The 20,432-nt window shown below is 40.7% G+C and carries 19 protein-coding genes, 1 tRNA gene and 1 pseudogene; 3 read left to right on the forward strand and 18 right to left on the reverse strand.

Translation table 11 applies throughout. The features are described from left to right. Window positions 1–39: 39 nt before the first annotated feature. Window positions 40–543, reverse strand: a complete 504-nt coding sequence (locus tag HMPREF2628_RS02740; RefSeq protein WP_070842261.1) for a tRNA (cytidine(34)-2'-O)-methyltransferase — start codon at window positions 541–543, stop codon at window positions 40–42. Window positions 544–735: 192 nt separating this feature from the next. Beyond that, window positions 736–1,221, reverse strand: a pseudogene (locus HMPREF2628_RS02745) (energy-coupling factor transporter transmembrane protein EcfT); the annotation flags it as partial. A gap of 119 nt (window positions 1,222–1,340) precedes the next feature. Here HMPREF2628_RS02745 and trkA point away from each other — a divergent pair. Beyond that, window positions 1,341–2,690, forward strand: a complete 1,350-nt coding sequence (trkA, locus tag HMPREF2628_RS02750) for a Trk system potassium transporter TrkA (protein ID WP_070482190.1) — start codon at window positions 1,341–1,343, stop codon at window positions 2,688–2,690. A 3-nt stretch (window positions 2,691–2,693) separates the two neighbouring features. Further along, the gene (locus HMPREF2628_RS02755; RefSeq protein WP_070842262.1) at window positions 2,694–4,133 is read left to right on the forward strand and encodes a TrkH family potassium uptake protein; all 1,440 of its coding nucleotides are present in this window, start codon (window positions 2,694–2,696) and stop codon (window positions 4,131–4,133) included. Between the two features lie 43 nt (window positions 4,134–4,176). Here HMPREF2628_RS02755 and HMPREF2628_RS02760 read toward each other — a convergent pair whose 3' ends face one another. The 8 genes from HMPREF2628_RS02760 to HMPREF2628_RS02795 all read right to left on the reverse strand — a co-directional run bounded on the left by HMPREF2628_RS02760 (window position 4,177) and on the right by HMPREF2628_RS02795 (window position 13,818). Then, entirely contained in the window at window positions 4,177–4,980 is an 804-nt protein-coding gene (locus HMPREF2628_RS02760; RefSeq protein WP_000157661.1) for an ABC transporter ATP-binding protein, read from the reverse strand. 12 nt (window positions 4,981–4,992) lie between these two features. Then, the gene (locus HMPREF2628_RS02765; protein WP_070842263.1) at window positions 4,993–5,886 is read right to left on the reverse strand and encodes an ABC transporter permease; all 894 of its coding nucleotides are present in this window, start codon (window positions 5,884–5,886) and stop codon (window positions 4,993–4,995) included. Between the two features lie 11 nt (window positions 5,887–5,897). Then, window positions 5,898–6,875 carry an ABC transporter substrate-binding protein gene (locus tag HMPREF2628_RS02770; RefSeq protein ID WP_070842264.1) on the reverse strand — a complete coding sequence of 326 codons (978 nt, stop codon included), beginning with the start codon at window positions 6,873–6,875 and terminating at the stop codon, window positions 5,898–5,900. A 452-nt stretch (window positions 6,876–7,327) separates the two neighbouring features. Then, the gene (locus tag HMPREF2628_RS02775) at window positions 7,328–8,254 is read right to left on the reverse strand and encodes an ATP-binding cassette domain-containing protein (RefSeq protein ID WP_070842265.1); all 927 of its coding nucleotides are present in this window, start codon (window positions 8,252–8,254) and stop codon (window positions 7,328–7,330) included. Between the two features lie 10 nt (window positions 8,255–8,264). Further along, on the reverse strand, window positions 8,265–9,332 hold the full coding sequence (locus HMPREF2628_RS02780) for an ABC transporter ATP-binding protein (protein ID WP_004260573.1): 1,068 nt from the start codon (window positions 9,330–9,332) through the stop codon (window positions 8,265–8,267). 8 nt (window positions 9,333–9,340) lie between these two features. Beyond that, window positions 9,341–10,267: an oligopeptide ABC transporter permease OppC gene (gene oppC, locus HMPREF2628_RS02785; RefSeq protein ID WP_049510796.1), complete on the reverse strand. Its 927-nt coding sequence runs from the start codon at window positions 10,265–10,267 to the stop codon at window positions 9,341–9,343. Continuing rightward, window positions 10,267–11,763, reverse strand: a complete 1,497-nt coding sequence (locus HMPREF2628_RS02790) for an ABC transporter permease (protein ID WP_000759914.1) — start codon at window positions 11,761–11,763, stop codon at window positions 10,267–10,269. Before HMPREF2628_RS02790 ends, oppC begins: the two co-directional genes overlap by 1 nt. 66 nt (window positions 11,764–11,829) lie before the next feature. Beyond that, window positions 11,830–13,818 (reverse strand): peptide ABC transporter substrate-binding protein, encoded by a 1,989-nt coding sequence (locus tag HMPREF2628_RS02795; protein ID WP_000749582.1) that lies wholly within the window; start codon window positions 13,816–13,818, stop codon window positions 11,830–11,832. Between the two features lie 161 nt (window positions 13,819–13,979). On the opposite strand from HMPREF2628_RS02795, the gene HMPREF2628_RS02800 reads away from it, so the two are divergent. Further along, window positions 13,980–14,050, forward strand: a tRNA-Cys gene (locus tag HMPREF2628_RS02800). A gap of 196 nt (window positions 14,051–14,246) precedes the next feature. Here HMPREF2628_RS02800 and HMPREF2628_RS02805 read toward each other — a convergent pair. From HMPREF2628_RS02805 to rsmD, 8 genes are all read right to left on the reverse strand, one after another. Next, the gene (locus HMPREF2628_RS02805; RefSeq protein WP_070842266.1) at window positions 14,247–15,578 is read right to left on the reverse strand and encodes a hemolysin family protein; all 1,332 of its coding nucleotides are present in this window, start codon (window positions 15,576–15,578) and stop codon (window positions 14,247–14,249) included. 155 nt (window positions 15,579–15,733) lie between these two features. Further along, window positions 15,734–16,558, reverse strand: coding sequence for a DNA-entry nuclease EndA (gene endA, locus HMPREF2628_RS02810; RefSeq protein WP_042750033.1), 825 nt, complete (start codon window positions 16,556–16,558; stop codon window positions 15,734–15,736). Window positions 16,559–16,596: 38 nt separating this feature from the next. Next, window positions 16,597–16,785 carry a DNA-directed RNA polymerase subunit beta gene (locus HMPREF2628_RS02815; protein WP_004241151.1) on the reverse strand — a complete coding sequence of 63 codons (189 nt, stop codon included), beginning with the start codon at window positions 16,783–16,785 and terminating at the stop codon, window positions 16,597–16,599. Continuing rightward, window positions 16,778–18,061 carry a UDP-N-acetylglucosamine 1-carboxyvinyltransferase gene (murA, locus tag HMPREF2628_RS02820; RefSeq protein WP_070842267.1) on the reverse strand — a complete coding sequence of 428 codons (1,284 nt, stop codon included), beginning with the start codon at window positions 18,059–18,061 and terminating at the stop codon, window positions 16,778–16,780. Before murA ends, HMPREF2628_RS02815 begins: the two co-directional genes overlap by 8 nt. 23 nt (window positions 18,062–18,084) lie before the next feature. Continuing rightward, the gene (locus HMPREF2628_RS02825) at window positions 18,085–18,315 is read right to left on the reverse strand and encodes a DUF1146 family protein (protein WP_083279266.1); all 231 of its coding nucleotides are present in this window, start codon (window positions 18,313–18,315) and stop codon (window positions 18,085–18,087) included. 57 nt (window positions 18,316–18,372) lie between these two features. Continuing rightward, on the reverse strand, window positions 18,373–19,410 hold the full coding sequence (locus HMPREF2628_RS02830) for a SepM family pheromone-processing serine protease (RefSeq protein ID WP_070480182.1): 1,038 nt from the start codon (window positions 19,408–19,410) through the stop codon (window positions 18,373–18,375). Continuing rightward, window positions 19,394–19,882 (reverse strand): pantetheine-phosphate adenylyltransferase, encoded by a 489-nt coding sequence (coaD, locus tag HMPREF2628_RS02835; protein ID WP_070480181.1) that lies wholly within the window; start codon window positions 19,880–19,882, stop codon window positions 19,394–19,396. The genes HMPREF2628_RS02830 and coaD overlap by 17 nt, the downstream gene beginning before the upstream one ends. Beyond that, entirely contained in the window at window positions 19,872–20,411 is a 540-nt protein-coding gene (gene rsmD, locus HMPREF2628_RS02840; RefSeq protein WP_061590042.1) for a 16S rRNA (guanine(966)-N(2))-methyltransferase RsmD, read from the reverse strand. The genes coaD and rsmD overlap by 11 nt, the downstream gene beginning before the upstream one ends. Window positions 20,412–20,432 lie beyond the last annotated feature (21 nt).

The raw sequence follows: 20,432 nt of genomic DNA on the forward strand, positions 1-20,432 counted from the left end.
TGCAAGCGCAAGCATTTTGTTCATTTTCATTTTCATTTTTTATTTCAATTTATCCACTTCATAGGTGTGGACGAGCTCAAGACCTGCAAAGTTCTGCTGGCGAAGAGCCTCATAGACAATCATGCAGACGGTATTAGACACATTGAGACTGCGGACATGTTCATCATTCATAGGAATACGGAGAGCTTTCTCAGGATGTTCGCGCATAAAGTCCTCCGGCAAGCCCTTGTCTTCACGTCCAAATAGAAAATAATGGTCTTCATCAGTCGATAAATCCGCATCAGAATAGACTTTTTCCGCGAATTTAGAAATCAGATAGAGTTTGCCCTTCATCTGAGACATGAAATCCTCCAAACTCTCGTAAAAATAAATCTCTAGTTTATCCCAATAATCCAATCCAGCTCGCTTCATCTTGCGGTCATCAATAGGAAAGCCCATTGGCTTGATGATGTGGAGGGGAGAATTGGTCGCAGCGCAAGTACGCGCGATATTGCCTGTATTTTGTGGAATTTGTGGTTCAAATAATACAATGTGATTTGTCATGACTTGCTTCCTTTCACCATTGCAAAAAAATAGCCACACTGCCCGGAGTCAAGCTCAGCAAACAGCGTGGTTAAGGCATCGTTAACTTACCTCACAACAGGTTTGAAGTAAATCAGCGAAACTACTTTCTTAGTATAACACTTTCAGAATCATTGTCAATAGAAACGACTTGATTTTTTCAATTTTTTCAAGCTATTTCCAAGGGTTGTAAAATCTTCCGTGATTCTGCAAGATAAGTAGTAAACTAGCTACTAAAAACAAGGCTGCCAAGAACAAGGTAAGATAGTCTCCTTTTTTCAAAGCCTGATAACTATACCAAGTGCGTTTTTTCTCTTTCCCAAAGCGGCGAAGCTCCATGGCAGTCGCGATGGTATCAATGCGTTCTAACGAGCTAAAAATCAAGGGAGTGATAATGCGCAGATTGCCTTTGATTCGTTGCATAAGGGAAACTTTCTTGGATAATTCCATCCCACGCGCCTCCTGAGATATCTTGATAGTAAAGAATTCTTCCTGTAAATCTGAAATATAACGCAAGGTCAGGCTGACTGAATAGGCAATCTTGTAAGGCACACCAATTTGATTTAAACTGGAAGCAAACTGACTAGGGTGGGTTGTCATCAAAAAAATAATAGCCAGAGGAATGGTGCAAAGGTACTTAATGGCCAAATTTAGCAGGTATAGGGTATAGTTTTACCTTATAGCAAATTTCCTACTAAAAGCTCTTGTTATTAGCTAGTAGGTGCATTTTTTCTTGAAAAAAGGTATGATAGTTACATAATGAAGAAGTAGGTTTTATTATGAAAATTATCCTTGTCGGAGGGGGAAAAGTTGGTTTTGCCCTCTGTCGCTCCTTGGTTGCAGAAAAGCATGATGTTTTGCTGATTGAGCAAGACGAAGCTGTCCTCAATCATATTGTCAATCGCTTTGATATCATGGGTATCCTTGGTAACGGGGCCGATTTTACCATCCTTGAGCAAGCCAGTGTCCAGGATTGTGATATCTTTATCGCCCTGACTGAATACGATGAAGTCAACATGATTGCAGCCGTTCTAGCCAAAAAAATGGGAGCTAAAGAGACCATCGTTCGGGTGCGGAACCCTGAATATTCTAACTCTTATTTCAAGGAAAAGAATATTCTCGGTTTTTCTCTTATCGTTAACCCTGAGCTCTTGGCTGCTCGTGCTATCGCGAATATCATTGACTTCCCCAACGCCCTCTCTGTCGAACGTTTCTTTGGTGGACGGGTCAGCTTGATGGAATTCACTGTTAAATCCTCCAGTGGTCTTTGCCAAATGCCCATTTCTGATTTTCGGAAAAAATTTGGCAATGTCATTGTCTGTGCGATAGAAAGAGATCATCAAATTATCATTCCAAGCGGTGACATGACTGTACAGGATAAAGATAGAATCTTTGTCACTGGTAACCGTGTTGACATGATGCTCTTCCATAATTATTTCAAGTCTCGTGCCGTGAAGAGCCTTCTCATCGTCGGGGCAGGTAGAATTGCCTATTATCTACTAGGTATCCTCAAAGACAGTCGTATCGATACCAAGGTTATTGAAATCAATCCTGAAATCGCCAGCTTCTTTAGCGAGAAATTCCCAAATCTCTACATCGTTCAAGGAGATGGTACCGCAAAAGATATCCTGCTGGAAGAAAGTGCTCAAAACTATGATGCCGTTGCGACTCTAACAGGGGTCGATGAGGAAAATCTGATTACCTCTATGTTCCTTGACAGGGTAGGTGTACAGAAAAACATCACTAAGGTCAATCGTACCAGTCTCCTCGAGATTATCAATGCGCCTGATTTTTCAAGTATCATCACACCTAAAAGCATCGCTGTAGATACAATCATGCACTTTATTCGTGGTCGTGTCAATGCCCAGTATTCAGACCTTCAAGCCATGCACCATCTAGCCAATGGCCAAATCGAAACCCTGCAATTCCATATCAAGGAAGCTAATAAGATGACTGCCAAACCTCTTTCTCAACTGAAATTGAAAAAAGGTGTTCTTATTGCAGCTATCATTCGAAAGGGCAAGACTATTTTCCCAACTGGGGAGGATATGCTGGAAGTCGGAGACAAGCTCTTAGTAACAACTTTGTTGCCAAACATCACCAAGATTTATGACTTGATCGCGAGGTAAGAAATGAATAAAAGCATGATTCGTTATCTCCTTTCAAAGTTACTTTTGATTGAAGCTGTTCTCCTCTTGGTTCCTGTGTCTATCGCTGTCTATTACCGTGAATCAATTCAAGTCTTTACAGCCCTCTTTTCGACCATAGGACTTCTCGTATTACTAGGTGGTTCAGGAATTTTACAAAAGCCAAAAAATCAACGAATTTATGCCAAGGAGGGAATCTTGATTGTTGCCCTCTGTTGGATACTTTGGTCCTTCTTTGGCGGTCTCCCCTTTGTCTTTGCTGGGCAAATTCCCAGTGTTATCGATGCCTTTTTTGAGATCAGTTCTGGCTTTACAACTACTGGAGCAACTATTCTGAACGACGTTTCGGTTCTCAGTCGTTCCCTCCTCTTCTGGCGAAGTTTTACCCACTTGATTGGAGGGATGGGAGTGCTTGTTTTTGCACTTGCTATTATGGATAATGCCAAAAATAGCCACCTAGAAGTGATGAAGGCTGAGGTTCCTGGTCCTGTCTTTGGTAAGGTTGTATCCAAACTAAAAAACACTGCCCAGATTCTCTATCTCCTTTATCTAGCTCTCTTTTCCCTCTTTGTCATCCTCTATTATCTGGCTGGTATGCCCCTATTTGATAGTTTTGTCATCGCTATGGGTACTGCGGGTACAGGAGGATTCACCGTCTATAACGACGGAATTGCCCACTATGGTAGCTCACTGATTACCTATCTAGTTAGTATCGGAGTTCTAGTTTTTGGGGTAAATTTCAACCTCTACTACTACCTCATGCTCCGTCGCATCAAGGCCTTCTTTGGAGATGAAGAACTCCGGGCTTACTTGGTCATCGTGCTGGTTTCTACAGGCTTGATCAGCCTCAATACCCTCTATCTCTACTCAGGATTTTCAAAGAGTTTTGAAATGGCCTTCTTCCAGGTTTCCAATATCATTACAACGACTGGTTTTGGTTACGGAGATATTACCAACTGGCCCCTCTTCTCCCAGTTTATCCTTCTCTTCCTCATGGGAATCGGTGGTTCTGCTGGTTCAACCGCAGGTGGACTCAAGGTTATTCGAGGCCTCATCCTTTCAAAAATTGCCAAAAACCAAATTTTGTCAATCCTATCGCCCCACCGTGTTTTGACCCTCCATGTTAATAAAACGGTGATTGACAAAGATACCCAGCATAAGATTCTCAAGTACTTTGTCATCTATTCTATGATTTTGCTATCCCTTATCTTTATTGTCAGCCTAGATAGCAATGATTTTCTGGTTGTGACCAGCGCTGTCTTTAGCTGTTTCAATAATATCGGACCTATTCTAGGAACCACTTCTAGCTTCTCAATCTTTAGTCCTATCTCAAAAATTCTCCTCTCCTTTGCAATGATTGCAGGCCGCTTGGAGATTTACCCAATCCTCCTTCTCTTTATGAAGAGGACTTGGTCTAAGAGATAAAATACAACCACACCTTGTGTCTTACAAAGTGTGGTGTTTTTCTTTATCCCAAAACCAATTCATCACTGACTAGACTTTGGCCACTATTTTTCTGGAAGAGATGCATGAGGTCTTCAACAGTCAGATGCTTTTTCTCTTCTCCCTTGACATCCACCACTATCTTGCCTTGATAGAGCATAATGAGACGATTGCCGTACTCAATCGCATGGTTCATATCGTGGGTAATCATTAAAGTCGTCAACTGATGGTGTTCCACAATCTTTTGCGTCAAATCCATCACCATTTGACTAGTTTTCGGGTCAAGGGCCGCAGTATGTTCATCCAAAAGCAAAAGTTTGGGTTTCACCAGAGCTGCCATGACTAGGGTCAAGGCCTGTCTTTGTCCTCCTGAGAGATATTGAGTATCTACTTTTAAGCGGTTTTCAAGACCAATATTCAACTCCTTCAAGGCCTCTTGGAACTGGATTCTATCCTTCTCCTTCACGCCCCAACCAAGCCCTCTCTTCTGCCCGCGTCTCAAGGCAATAGCCATATTCTCCTCAATCGTCAAACGAGAAGCTGTTCCCATCTTAGGATCTTGAAAAACACGGGCAATATCCTTGGCTCTCTTTCGTACACTCAGATTTTTAATGGATTTGCCTGCCAATAAAAGGTCCCCTTCGTCCACAGATAGATTTCCAGCCAAGATATTCATCAAAGTGGATTTCCCTGCGCCATTACCACCAATCACAGAGATAAAATCTCCCTCTTCAACCTCTAAATCTAATCCTTTGAGGACATGGTTCTCATTGACCGTCCCTGCTTCAAATGTTTTGTGAATATTTTCAAGTGTTAACAAGCTTGCCATAACTTTCTCCTCCTATTCATTTCTCAGTTTCAAACCACGAATCTTTAATCTCTTTTGCAATTCTGGTGCAAATAAAACTAAGGCTAACAAGATTGCATTAAAGAGACGAACTAGATTTTGATCTAGATTTGGAATTTCATAGATATTTAAAATAATCAAACGGTATACAATAGCACCAATTCCGATGGATAACAAGCGGCCTCCAATGGTCAAGTCGTGAATCAAGACTTCCGCAATAATCACTGCACTCAAACCAACAACTATAGTTCCTGTCCCAGAAGTCACATCTGAAAATCCATCATTTTGGGCAAACAAGGAACCACATAGGGCAATCAAGCCGTTTGAAATCATGTAACCAACAATCTTCATGGTGTCTACATTGACTCCATTAGCCTCACTCATCGGAATATTGTCCCCAGTCGAACGCAAGACCAAGCCAATCTCTGTTTTCATCAAAAGGGTCAAGACCAAACAAACAAGTAAGAGACAGGCTAAACTGAGTGAGAAAACAGCTTCTTCATTTGTCAGACCCAAGCTAGCCAACTGTTTAAAGACAGTTGAAGAATCTCCCAAGGAAAGATTGGGCACACTTCCCATGATTTTAATATTGATTGAATAAAGCCCTGTCAAGGTCACAATCCCTGTCAAGAGAGCTGGGATTTTCATCTTGGTGTGGAGCATTCCTGATACAAGACCTGCTACCATACCTGCCAGCAAAGCAAGTAAAGTCGCAAGCCAAGGATTTGTCCCTGCCTGTATCTGAGATACGACGACAGCCGCCCCCAGTGGAAAGGCTCCTTCAGCAGTCATATCCGCAATATCCAAAATACGGAAAGTCAAGTAGACCCCAATCGCCATAATCGACCACAACAAACCTTCTGATAAACTAGATAGTACAAAATTCATCTCAAACCTCCTTATTCCTTGCCTTCTAACTTACTAATATCAATTCCTAGTGCATCTGCCATTTCTTGATTGGTATGCAATTCCAGTTTTTCAGGCAACTCAACTGCTATATTTTCTGGCTTCTCACCTTTTAAAACACGAATCAGCATGCGAGCTGTCTGTCTTCCCAATTCTTCATAATTGGTTCCGTAGTTATACAAGCCACCAACAGCAATCATTTCTGTTGAACCACCGAATACTGGAACCTTGTGTTTAATAGAAACCTGCTTGACTGTTTCCATGGTTGATGAAATGATATTATCCGTTGGTACAAAAACCATATCCACCTCTGCCATCAAGCTTTCTACAGCAGCCTTGACATTGTTACTGTCCAAGATTGTTTTTTCAACAACGGTAAAGCCTTTTTCTTCCAAAAGACGCTTAGCTTCATCCTTTTGTACAACCGAATTGGGCTCACTCTGAGTATAAAGAATTCCAATTGTTTTAGCTTTTGGCAACACTTTCTTTATCAAATTGATTTGGGTTGAAATGGCATCTGATGACTGATCGCTTGTCCCAGTTACATTGCCCCCAGGATGCTCTCTTGACTCTACCAACTTGGCACTGACAGGATCTGTTACCGCTGAAAAGATAACAGGTGTCGTTTGTGTTGTATTGGCCAAACTCTGAGCAGAAGGCGTTGCGATAGCTAGAACGACATCACTAGATTCTGCTAGTTGCTGGGAAATCGTTTTTAGGTTTCGTTGTTCTCCCTGTGCATTTTGCAAATCAATCTCGATATTTTTCCCTTCAACATAGCCTTGCTTAGCCAACTCATCCACAAAACCTTCTCTAGTAGCGTCCAAAGATTGATGAGTAATAAATTGCGAAATACCGATACGAAAAACATCTTTTTTCTTATCTGCCTTCAACTGATGCAAACTGATCAGAGAGGTCAAGAGGATACCCACTACCAAGAGAGGGGCTAGTAATTTTCGAACAACTTTCATAATGAAACTCCTTCTCAGAAAAGATAAAACAAAAAACCGCCTAGATACTATCTAAACGGATGCTTGAAATAATCTAACAAGTTATAACTTTGCTAGTCCATTTAGATATTCATCTATATGGACCACAATCAAAAATCTTAGCCACATAGATACAAACAAATTGCTTGAACTGTTTGCATCCATGGTGACATGTCTACAAACACTATCTAAAGTAGCTAAAGTAAAAGTTTTGAGTCATCGTTACAGCTTGTCTCTTATTCATTTCTTTTTCTGCTTTCTTTTTTGATGTTTCCTATCTTACCACCTTTTTCATCACCTGTCAAGAATGTTTCAGAATTTTTTAAAATTTTTCGAAAATTCTTTCAGAACGCTTTCAAAAGTTTTTCAAATCAGTCCAACAAAAAAGGTTTATAATTTCCATAAAAGTTGACATGGAAATTATAAAACCATTGTTAGTTTAACCCTTGTTGGTAACGCGCCAATTCAGCTTGGTTAGCCCAAACATAGTGACCTGGACGGATCTCTACCATAGATGGCTTATCAGTCTCATAGTCATGTTGACTTGGGTCGTAAACCTTCAAGACCTTCTTACGTTCCAAGATTGGATCTGGGATTGGTACCGCTGAAAGCAAGGCCTGAGTATATGGATGAATTGGATTGTTAAACAATTCTTCTGTTTCAGCAACCTCTACAATAACACCCTTGTAAATAACTGCGATACGATCTGAAATAAAACGAACGACAGACAAGTCATGGGCGATAAAGAGATAGGTCAAACCAAGTTCTTTTTGGAATTTTTTGAGCAAGTTCAAGACTTGGGCACGAACAGAAACGTCTAAGGCTGAAATGGGCTCATCTGCAATAACAAAATCTGGTTGCATCACTAAGGCACGAGCAATACCGATACGTTGACGTTGACCACCTGAAAACTCATGAGGGTAACGAGTCAAGTGCTCAGCAAGAAGACCCACTTCACGGATAATATTTTGAACTTTCTCTTTACGTTCTTCTTCATCCTTAAACAAACGGTGATTGTAAAGACCTTCAGAAATAATATAATCAACAGTCGCACGTTCATTCAAACTTGCGGCAGGGTCTTGGAAAATCATCTGGATACGACGAATCAATTCCGCAGCTTGTTCACGCGATTTCTTACCATTAATCTTTTGACCATCAAAAATGATATCACCATTACTTGTATCATTTAGACCGATTATCGCACGACCAATAGTTGTTTTCCCACTACCTGACTCACCTACAAGCGAGAAAGTTTCCCCCTTGTTGATAAAGAAGTTAGCATTTTTAACCGCGACAAACTTCTTACTTCCTTCACCGAAGGAAATTTCTAAATCTTTGATTTCTACTAATTTTTCAGACATTTCCTTCCTCCTAGTCAGCCAGATGGGCAAATCCCATTTTTTCACGGATTTTATCGTGGAGATTTGCAATCACAGCTGGTTTTTCTACTTTTGGAGCATCCTCATGAAGAAGCCAAGTTTTAGCCCAATGCGTCTCTGATACTGAGAATTGAGGAGCTTTTTGTTCGAAGTCAATCTGCATTGCATAGTCAGAACGCAAGGCAAAGGCATCCCCTTTCAAGTCAGTATAAAGTGACGGAGGTGTTCCTGGGATTGAGTAAAGATCCCCTTTATCATCAGCAAGCTGAGGCAAGCTAGACAAGAGACTCCATGTATATGGATGGCGAGGGTCATAGAAGACTTCCTCAACAGTTCCATACTCAACGATTTCTCCTGCATACATAACCGCTACCTTATCCGCAATACTTGCCACCACACCAAGGTCGTGGGTGATAAAGATTGTTGTGAAATGGTACTCGTTTTGTAAAGATTTTAGCAAATCAATAATCTGTGCTTGGATGGTCACATCCAAGGCAGTCGTTGGCTCATCACAGATCAAGACATCAGGTCGACAGGCAAGGGCAATCGCAATAACGATACGTTGACGCATTCCTCCAGAATATTGGAAGGGGTATTCATCAAAACGTCTATCTGCTTCTGGAATCCCAACCTTATTCATGTAGTCAATTGCCAATTCTTTCGCTTCTTTAGGCGTTTTTCCTTGGTGTTTTACAATAACTTCTGTAATCTGACTACCAATTGTTTTAATTGGGTCCAAACTAGTCATTGGATCTTGGAAGATAGTCGCAATCTTAGCACCCCGAATTTGTTCCCAATCCTTATGAGAAGATAGAGCTGTCAAATCTTGACCACGGTAGTCAATGCTTCCTTGGGCAATGCGACCATTTTCTTCAAGCATACCTGTGAAAGTCTTTGTCAAAACAGATTTTCCTGATCCTGACTCACCTACCAAGGCTAATACTTCTCCTTCAACTAGTTCAAGGGAAACGCCACGAATGGCTGTTAATACTTTGTCACGAACGTCAAATTCCACGACAATATCGCGAGCAGTCAAAATTACATTTTTTTCTTTTGTCATTTCTACTCCTATCTATGTGTACGTGGATCACTAGCATCCGCTAAGTTTTGACCAACTACGAAAAGGGATAAGGATACCAAGACAAGAGTTGTCAATGGAATCCAGAACAAGTAAGCATTGGTTGTTACGTTTTGTGAATAATCTGAAATCAAACGCCCCAAACTTGGCACTGTAATCGGTAATCCAAGACCGAAGAATGACAAGAAGGCTTCATATGAGATAAAGCTTGGAAGCATTTGAGTCATGGTTGTCACAATAACAGATACCAATTGTGGCATGATATTTTTGGCAACAATCTTCAAGGTTGGCGTTCCCAAAGTACGTGACGCCAAGTTATATTCCAAGTCACGGTAACGCAAGATTTGCACACGGATCATGAAGGCAATTCCAATCCATGTTGTCACACTCATAGCAAAAATCAGATTCCAGAATCCAGCTCCGATTGAATAAGTCAAGACAATGACAATCAAAAGAGATGGGATGTTTGAGATGACATTATAAACTTCCATCATCACGCGGTCAACTGATTTTGAAATTCCCCAAATACCACCGACAAAAACACCGATAACCAAGTTAATCACTGTTGCAATCACAGAAATGAGGATAGAGTTACGAGCTCCGAACCAGACACCGTCAAAGAGAGATTTACCGTTACTGTCTGTACCGAACCAATGCTGAGCATTTGGCTTGATATAACGAGCACTAAAGTCATTTACCTTGCTGACATCATTGAAATCAAACTTAGAAAACATTGGGTAGATGAAACTCATCAAAATGATGGCTACCAAGATTCCCAACATGACTACAGTTGATTTTTTCTTCATAAATTGTCTAAACACTGAACCCCAGTATGAATAAGCTGGCGCATCAATGGCTTCAGAGGCAAAATCGTCACGTTTTACAAACTGAAATTTTTCTTTATCGATTGTAGACATTATTTGCCTCCTTTCTCAGTCAATTTAATACGTGGGTCAATAATCGTCATCCAAATATCTCCCAAAAGAAGTGAGAAGATAGAAATACATGTAAAGATGAAGACAAGACCAACGACCATAGAGTTATTAGATGCTTTTACAGAGTCAATCAACATTTTACCCATACCTGGGAAAGCGAAGACTGTTTCAGTAAGGGTTGCACCACCGATAACCCCGATAACAGCACCAGGAATTCCTGAAACCAGCGGAACCATGGCATTTTTAAAGATGTGTTTGTTTGAAATTTCTTTTTCAGACAAACCTTTGGCACGAGCAAAACGTACAAAGTCTTGTGATTGCAAGTCAATCATATAACGACGAATCCAAATAGCGGTACCAGGAGCACCCAACAAACCAAGGATAACTGCTGGTAAAACATATGAACGCCAATCTCCAGCACCCAAGATAGGGAATGAATCTGGCAAGCCGATTGAAGAACCAGCTAAACGAACGATATAAACCAAGGCAATTGTTGGAAGAGCCATCAAGAAGGTCAAAGCCCCTGTTGAGAAGCTATCAATCCAAGTGTTCTTGAAGCGAGCCATAGCTGAACCAAGTGGCACAGCAATCGCATAAGAAATCACCAAACCGATCAATCCAACAACAGCAGAGCTGGCAATCATTGAAGGATATTGGTAGTTACTTTCAGTAGCCGTATACGGATCATCTTTTCCGTAGTTAGCTACTTCACGAGAGTCAGCCTGACTAGGTGATTTGTAGGTTCTTGAGTAAATATTTACAGAAGAAGTTTTCTTACCTGTTGGGAACTGAACTTGAGATGTTTTTGTTTGCCCTTGTCCTTGAGTAATAACCTGTAAAACAGGGCTATTAGCATAGGTTGGATAAGAGTCACCTAAATTAATGTTCACAAAGTTTTGATGCACAAATGGGAACTGACTGTTGAAGTACAAGAGATATTTATGTTTAGTTCCTGAACCAACCAATGACCATCCGATCGCTGGATCGTTTTCGAAACGAAGATAACGCTTCAAGTCTGGATTTTCAGGGTCTTGAATTTTATTTGTATGATCAATGTCAATCAAGTTAGCATAGAAGTGAAAAACACGTTCAAAAATCGGGATTTCACGAGTAGCGTAGAATTGGCCACTTTCAGTAAATTCTCCTAAGGTCCAACCATGACCAATTTGTTTGATGTATTTTTCATAGATAGCCTTGTTGGTGTCATTGGCTTCAACGGTTACAGAAGCATCCATCTGGCTAGCTTTTTCTTGCAACTCTTTGGTATCGTAGTACTCGATATAGCCCATACGCTCATAAACAGTATTCTCATAGTTATCACGTTTATCAGCAGTTGTCGCAATCTTGTTATAGTTGGTATCCTGTTTGAAAATCAATTTTCGAGGAACCATTGTATAGATAATCGTGTAGGTCAAGGTTGTTACTAAGAAGATAGAAACCAAGGACCGCAAAACACGCATAAAAATATATTTTTTCATATCATTTCCTTTAAAAATCCCAAAAGAACCTTCTCCTCATGGAGAGAAAGTTCTATTGAAAATTATTTACTTCACATGACTTGCCAATTCTTTTTGAGCTTTCTCGTTTGACTCAGTCTTTTCTTTCAACCATTTTTCACGAGCTTTTTCATACTCTTCTTTGGTAATTGCTTTTTCGCCAACTTCAGTGTACTTCAAGTATCCTGAATTTTCACCTTTAAGACCGGCTACTGAATATGAAGAGCTAAATGGTAGAACTTTTGAAACATATGAAACGGCTGTTTCTTTGGGAGAAGCCATTACTGGAATTGTCAAAGCATTGTCAGTCAACCAAGCTTGTGCCACCGCGTATTTTTCATAACGTTTTTGAACATCTTGGTTTTCGCTGTTTGCGTCATCAAGTAATTTTCCATAGTCAGCTAAACCAAGTTTGCTTACTACTGATGCATCTGTGTTTTGGTCAATACCAAGGTAGAGGCGAGTGCTTCCTCCCTTAAGGACGAATTGATCCAAGAAAGTAGAAGGATCTTGATAGTCAGGATTCCATCCTAGCAAGGTATGGATATCCCAGTCTTGTTCTTTAGCTGTTGGAGCGCTAAATGAAATTGGTAAAGCTTCTGCTTGAGTCATTTGTTGCAAGTCTACAACAACATTATCTGAACCCAATACTTTTTCAATTGATTGTTTCAATGATTGAACACGGTTTACAACCGCTGTTGATTCTTGGATAACCAAGGCATCCAAGTGGATTGGGAATTCAACACCTTCAGCTTGTAGGCTTGATTTTGCTTTAGCAAAGACTTCTTTCGCTTTTTCTTCATTGTAAAGGCCATTTTGAGAATCTGCTAGAGATACGTTTGACCAAGTAGAAGAATTTGTCTTAGCCAAGCTATCTTGTACCAATTCACCAAATGTTTTCTTACCAACTTGAAGATTATATGGTGCAAATGTATTACGGATGGCTACTGCAGCTCCATCAGTACCATTTGTTTGAGCTGAGTAAGAATTGCGATCGACAGCAAAGTTCAAGGCTTGACGGAATTCCTTATTTAGCAATGCTTTCTGAGTAGATGTCTTTTGGGCATCACTTGTTTTGGCAGTGTGGTTATAGGTTGTACGACCATAGTTCAAGCTGACAGTTGCAACACCAGCACCTGGTTCGTTAAAGTAAATGTTATCTTTGAAGTCAGCTGCATATTTTTCATATGTAGAACTTGTAGGGAAGATACGCGCCTTGCTATATTGACCATCAGCAAAACCTTTGGCAATGACATCTTGGTCCTTACCATCCCAGAAAGTGAACTTAACGTTCTCAATTTTTACATTTTCTTTGTCCCAGTAAGCATCATTTTTAGCCATCTCGATAGACGATTTTGGAGTTACAGATTTTAAGACAAATGGACCGTTATAAAGAATAGAGTTAGCATCTGTTGGGGCACCAAAACCTTCCCCTTTTGAAGTTAAGAATTCTTCATTAACCGGCATCAAAACACCACTAGTGGTCTTGTCATTCCAGAAAGTTTCTGGCTGGTTCAAGGTATATTCTAGTGTTTGATCATCAAGCGCTTTTACTCCAACGGTTGAAAAATCGCTTGTTTCACCCTTGATATAGGCTTCTAATCCCTTAATAGAAGAGCTAACGATTGAAAGTCCTTTTGATTTTCCATCTACGGCGTGTTTCAAACCAGTAACGAAGTCTTTAGCAGTTACAGGAGCATATTCTTCTCCCTCTGCTGTCACCCATTTAGCATCCTTACGGATTTTATAGGTATAAGTCAAACCATCTTTTGAAACTGTCCATGATTCAGCAATAGAAGGAACCAGGTTACCATATTTATCATTAGCCAGCAAACCATCTACAGCATTTGTTGTGACGAATGATGTTGAATCGATATTGCTGACGATATAATCCAAAGTTTCTGGATCTGTTTGATAAACATATTGGTAATCTTTTGCTAGTTTAGCATTATTTGAACTAGTGTTTGAACACGCAGCTAGAACTCCTGACGCTAATAAGGTAGCTCCCGCTACAGCAAGCACTTGACTTTTTTTCATTTATTTACTCCTCTTATAAATAAAGTATAGGTTATCATCAATTATATCATAGATTTCAAGAAAAGTAAACGAATTTTCAGAATATTTAGGCTTATTGATACAAAAAATCTGAAAAAGCTATTGACTGAAAATCATTTTCAAGGTATAATAATAAACGTTAAGGCGGTATAGCCAAGTGGTAAGGCACGGCTCTGCAAAAGCTTGATCGTCGGTTCAAATCCGTCTACCGCCTTCTATAACTTGATTTTTCAGGTTTCATTTAAACAGAAAGCCCAATATAAAGGGCTTTTTTCTTTTTCCTCGAATAAATACGTATAACCTTAAAAAACTTTTGGGACTAGGTTGGGACTGAGTTTTTCGAGGACTCAATTCCCTTTTGAAATCAACTGAAAAAAGCTTTGTCACACCTGGTGACAAAAGCCTCTAGTTTACTCTGTTTCTTCTTCTATTTCGACTTCGGTAATTTGGACTTTTACCTTGGTAACACGTCCATTTTTCACTTTATCATTGGTTAGGATAAGCTGTTTGTTTTGGCTGACTAATTCATAACTGAGTTTCTCAGTCGTTGGAATGGTCCCAACTCCTGTCAAATAGTAACCAGCGATGGTATCAACGTCATCACTTTCCAGTTCAACATCAAAGTAGTCATTAAAATCATTGAGATTCATGGTACCTTGAACAATATAAGTATCTTCTCCAATTTTATGAACTTCGATTTCAGCCTTATCTGTTTCGTCATCGATTTCCCCAACGATTTCCTCTAAGAGGTCTTCCAGGGTCACCAAACCAGCCATCCCACCGTATTCATCTAGCAAGATTGCCATTTGTCTTTGGGTATTGCGCAGTTCTTTTAACAAGTCATCCACAAAAATAGTTTCAGGAACAAAAAGTGGATCTTGTAAGATTTTCTTCCAAACAATATTATCAAAACCGTCCACAAAGCCCGCCTTAAGGAGACTCTTGGTGTGAATGATTCCAATCACGTTATCCTTGTCTCCATCATAGACAGGGATACGAGAATAATTTTGTTTTAAAATACTTTGGATGATGGTTTGACTATTATCCTGAATATCGACCATAAAGGCATCCGTTCGAGGAACCATGACTTCTCTGGCCATTAATTCGTCCAGTGAAAAAATTCCTTGTAACATTTCAATTTCGTCAGCATCTAGTGTTTCTTCACTATTGGTCAACATGTATTCAATTTCATCACGGGTCATTTTTTCATCAGCATCGTCAAAGGTCATAGGAGTCAAGCGACTCATGAGATTGGTAGATGCAGACAAGAGCCAAACAAAGGGACTAACTAGTTTCCCCAGCCCAATGATAACTGGCGCTGTACGAATCGCCAAAGCATCCTTTAGATTAAGAGCGATTCTCTTAGGATACAATTCCCCAAAAACGATGGAAATATAAGTCAAAAATGCTAAAGATAGAAAACTTGCAACGGCATAAGCTGTTTCGCCATTTCCAAGCCAAGATGCAATTTCTCGTCCCAGAGTTTCTGCCAAACTCGCCCCTGATAAGATCGTAATCAGGGTAATCCCTACTTGAATGGTTGATAAAAAGTGGTTAGGATTTTCTAGCACCTTCAGCAGACGAATATAGCGTTTATCTCCTTCTTCTGCCTTTTGTTCCACCCGCGCACGGTTAAGTGAAACCATGGCCATTTCTGTGGCTGAGAAAAAAGCATTTAACACTGTCAAGATAAACAACAAAACAAATTGTAGCAACAAATTCTGACTACTTGGGTCTTCCATAGTTCTTCTCCTAAAATAGTATCTTATCCTTTATTATATCACAAAATATAGTCCAGTACATATTATTTTTTTCTTAGTGCCTATTCTAGCCCTGCTGAAACTAGTAAAAGAAGAACTCCTACATCTACAAGTGACATAGGAGTTTATGTAATCTTTTACTGAGTTACCGTTACTTCTCCAGTTCGGTAATCCAGTTGAAGCCCTTTTTGAACATTGGGAACTAGGACATTAAATTCCAATTCTCCGTCTGAAGACTTGGCTTCAATCTGTGAAGCTGAAGGAACTAAGTCCTCGTTTGAAGCGTAATAAAGGGTTACACGGTAACGGACACGCTTGTTTTGGTCCAAGGCTTTACGTACCATACTTTCATAGTAGTTTTGACCAGTCGAATCTTCAGCCTGTGCCTGATTTGCCCAGGCTGTTTGAACAGCAATGTTTTTAGGATTGCTTGTCGAGGCATCAAAACCATCCAAGCCACCGATTAAGGCATAGCCTAACAAGTGACCTCTATCGACCGCATGGGTATAAGTACCCTTTAGATTCTTAACCTGATGCCAGCCTGGAGGAGTCCATGAAGTCGAACCATTCCCAGTTTCTTCACGATTCTTGTACTGGCGAGTAGCCTTAGACAAGAGGGCATTAGCTACGGTTGGCACTGTTTCCTTGCCCACTGTCTTTGTTTTATTATCAGCGTAGGGCTTACTTGAAACCTTGGCATCTAGATTTGTTTTATTACCATTGACGATAAAAGCACCTGAGCCATTCCACTCAAGACTCCCTTTTATTTGGCTTTTGACTGCGTCTGTTAAGACACTTTCTGCCAATGCTTGACTAGGAGCTTCAGAAGCTTGTTTTTTCTGACTAACCTTTGTTTTAGGACTATTAGCTGTCGACTGCATCTGCTTGATATAATAGCTTCCCGCAGATAAAAGCAATAACACTAGCAGTCCGATCAGTGTCTGTCTTGTTTTTTTATCCATTTTTCTCCTTATCTCTAGAAAAAGACTGGTTCTCCAGCCTAATTTCCTGTAAATTTATGAATCAATTCCTGCCATTTTGCTGGAGACAGGATGGCCCATGGATCTTGACCCTTGCCCAAGATTCCATAACCTACCATTAAGCCGATACCTAGGGCTAGAGCACCTAAAAACAGTACCAAAATGACTAGAAGTAAACGCTTGATTACGTAGCTTGATTTCTTATTCATCTTCATCACTTGCCTCAATCCGCTGAATCTTAGCACCTAGCTGCGCCAACTTCTCATGGAAACGGTAGTAACCTCTATCCAAGTGAACCAATTTACCAACTACAGTTTCTCCTTGTGCTACCAAACCTGTCAAAATCAAGGCTGCGCTAGCACGAAGGTCAGTAGAAAGAACTTCTGCTCCCTGCAAAGGTTGTCCACCAACAATACGAGCCGTATCACGGATAATCTCAGAATGCAAGCCCATGCGACGCATTTCTTCTAAGTGTTGGAAACGATTTTCGAAAACTGTCTCCACCATAGTTGATTCCCCTTTTGCGACGGTCATCAAGGCTGTAAATTGAGCCTGCATATCTGTTGGAAATCCTGGGTGGGGCAAGGTTTTCACATGAACAGCTTTTAGATTTTCTAGTTGAGAACGAACTCGAATTCCTTCAGTTTCCTCCGTCACTTCCACTCCCATTTCAAGCAATTTGGCAATCAAGGGACGGTTGTGCTCCCAGACAGCGTCTTTAATCAAGACATTACCACCAGTCATGGCAGCAGCTACCATAAAGGTTCCTGCTTCGATACGGTCTTGGACTACATTGTGAGTCGTACCATGAAGTTTCTCAACGCCGGTAATGGTAATGGTCTCTGTACCAGCACCTTTGACCTTGGCTCCCATTTCATTGAGAAGAATGGCTAGGTCAACAATCTCAGGCTCACGCGCAGCATTTTCAATCACTGTCACACCATCAGCCAGAGTCGCTGCCATCATCAAGTTCTGCGTAGCGCCAACACTCGGGAAGTCCATGTAGATATGAGCGCCATGTAAGCAATCAGCCTTGGCTTCGATATAACCAGCTGTCTGACTAATCTTAGCTCCCATAGCTTCCAGGCCTTTCAAATGAAGATCAATAGGACGGCTACCAATCGTACAACCACCTGGCATGGATACCTTGGCATGACCTACACGAGCCAGGATTGGCCCCAAGACAACAATGGATGCACGCATCTTGCTGACATACTTGTAAGGAGCTTCTTCAGTGATATCGCCAGTCGCGTCCACCTCAACAAGATGAGCTTCTTCATTAAAATCCACCTTGGCATTCAAACCACGAACCACCTGATTCATAGTGAAAACATCTGACAAGATAGGAACATTCTGCAAGACGGTCTTTCCTTCACTTGCTAGAATAGTCGCTGCCAACAAGGGCAAGACTGCATTCTTTGCTCCTTCTATCGTAACACTTCCTACCAGACGATTATCGCCACCTTGAACCACAATTTTTTCCATACTTATTTCCTTTACTCTTGATTTTATAATAATCCTCTAAGCGCTTCTTGCCACAACTGATATAGGCCGATAAAGAAAGAACTCATGATGTAGCCCATGACAATGCTAAAAAAAGCTACCAATAAACGAACTTTTCCTGTGTTCTCAGCTGTTACTTTTAAGACTTTTTCCCATCTAACAAGATTCTTTAAAAGGTAAAAACTCACATAAATAAAGAGCATGTGACTGCTTAGAGTGAATAATAATTGAACCATTTGACTATTATACCATCTTCTCTGTTTGTGCGCTAGTTTGGAAACTTCACTTAAAAACTAGGGATTGTTTTTCAAGTAATCAATTGCATCTTGTAGGGTTTTAACAGGCACTATTTTCATATCTGTCTTGATTGTTTTGGCTGCTTCTAGGGCTGTTTGGTAGTTGTTTTTGGCATCTGGATGCGCTTTTTGTTCTTCTTCGCTAACAGGGTTATCAGGGGCAAAGAAAATCGCGGCACCTTCTCTAGCCGAAGCTACAACTTTCTTATCAATACCTCCAATGTCCCCCACATTCCCATCACGGTCAATGGTACCTGTACCGGCAACAATGCGGCCATTACGAAGGCCAGGGTCAGCTATTTGGGTATAGATAGCCAGACTAAACATGAGACCTGCACTTGGACCGCCGATACCAGCTGTTGAAAAGCGAATTGGGACATCACTGGTCACTTCCGTACGGTCAATCAAACCGATTCCAATCCCATTTTTGCCATTTTCCAAGGTGATAATCTTACCTTCTGCAGACTTGGTTTCCCCATCCTCTTCATAAGTTACCTTGACGGAGTCCCCTAGTTTTTGAGAATTGACGTAATCAATCAAGTCTTTGGAACTGTCAAAGGTCTGATCATTGACTGCTGTAACCGTATCAGAGATATTGAGAATCCCTTTAAAGGTCGAATTATCCGTCACCGTCAGAACATAAACCCCAAGGTATTTAAGTTCAATATCCTTACCAGCTGTTTTTAGCCCTTGATACTTGGCCATGTTTTGTGATGTTTGCATGTAGAATTGATTGATCCGCATAAATTCAACATCAGAAGAGCCACCTGTAGTCTCTTGGGCACTACGAATATCTGTAAAAGGCGTCAACCAAGCATAAATCATATGGGATAAAGTAGCGTGCTGAACACCAACCGTAACGAATTGATAGGCACCAGCTTCCTTATCTTCTGTGTCATTGACTTTAAGGACTTGGCGAATATCTTCCGAACCACCTGGAACCTCTATATAGTAGGGCAAGGGCACTACAAATGCCAAGAAAGTCACAATCAAGGCCGCAATGACATATAAGGGCCATCTAATCTTTTTTTTCATTTCTTATTTCCTCCAAAATACTCTCGGGAACATAGCAAGCAATATCCTGACCAAACTTCAAAAGCTCTCTAACACCGGATGAACTGAGATAGAGATGTTCAGGTCGGCTATGTAAATAAATGGTCTCTATACCAGGAGACAGCTGATGGTTGTAGTGATCGAAACTAGCTTCATATTGCAAATCCGCTGCATTCCTCAAACCACGCACTAGACAAGTAGCCCCCAGTCTTTTTGCGACATCAACCACCAATTCATCATGAGAAGACACAACTTCAACATTTTCCAAATGTTTCAAAGCCTTTTCTAGCCCTCGTTTACGATTTTCGATAGGGAGAAATCCTTGTTTGTGGGGATTAAAAAAAATACCGACATAGAGCTTATCAAAAAGTCTGCTCGCCCGTTCAATGATATCCAGATGCCCATTTGTCATCGGATCAAATGAGCCTGTGAATAAGCCAATCTTATCTGACATAGACTGTCACCTTACTAATTCCATAAATTTTTTCCTTCCAGATGCCTAGACAGACAATTTCTTCTGGAAGCTCAACGGCCTTATCCGTCTCACACACGACCATGACATCTTCAGAAAAAAGCTCTTTCTCAGCCATTTTTTCAATATCTGCTACGATTTGTTCCTTGGCATAAGGAGGGTCTAAGAAAATGAGGTCGAATTCCCCAGATACCTGTTCTAATGCCCTTTCTGCATCCATTTTGAGGAGTTGAAATTTTCCAACTTCCTTGGTCATCTGAATATTTTCAGCCACGATAGCCTGAGCCTTACGGTCTCGCTCCACCAAAACAGCACTGGACATGCCACGCGATACTGCCTCGATAGATAAACCACCACTACCTGCATAAAGGTCCAAGACTCGTCCCCCTTCAAAGTAGGGACCAATCATGTTAAAAATGGCTCCCCTAACCTTATCTGAAGTAGGTCTTGTCGTCTTGCCTTCTAGTGTCTTGAGGGGGCGTCCCCCATAGATTCCTGATACGATCTTCATACCGTTTATTATACCAAATTA

The organism is Streptococcus sp. HMSC063B03, from assembly GCF_001836965.1.
GTDB lineage: Bacteria > Bacillota > Bacilli > Lactobacillales > Streptococcaceae > Streptococcus > Streptococcus pneumoniae_F.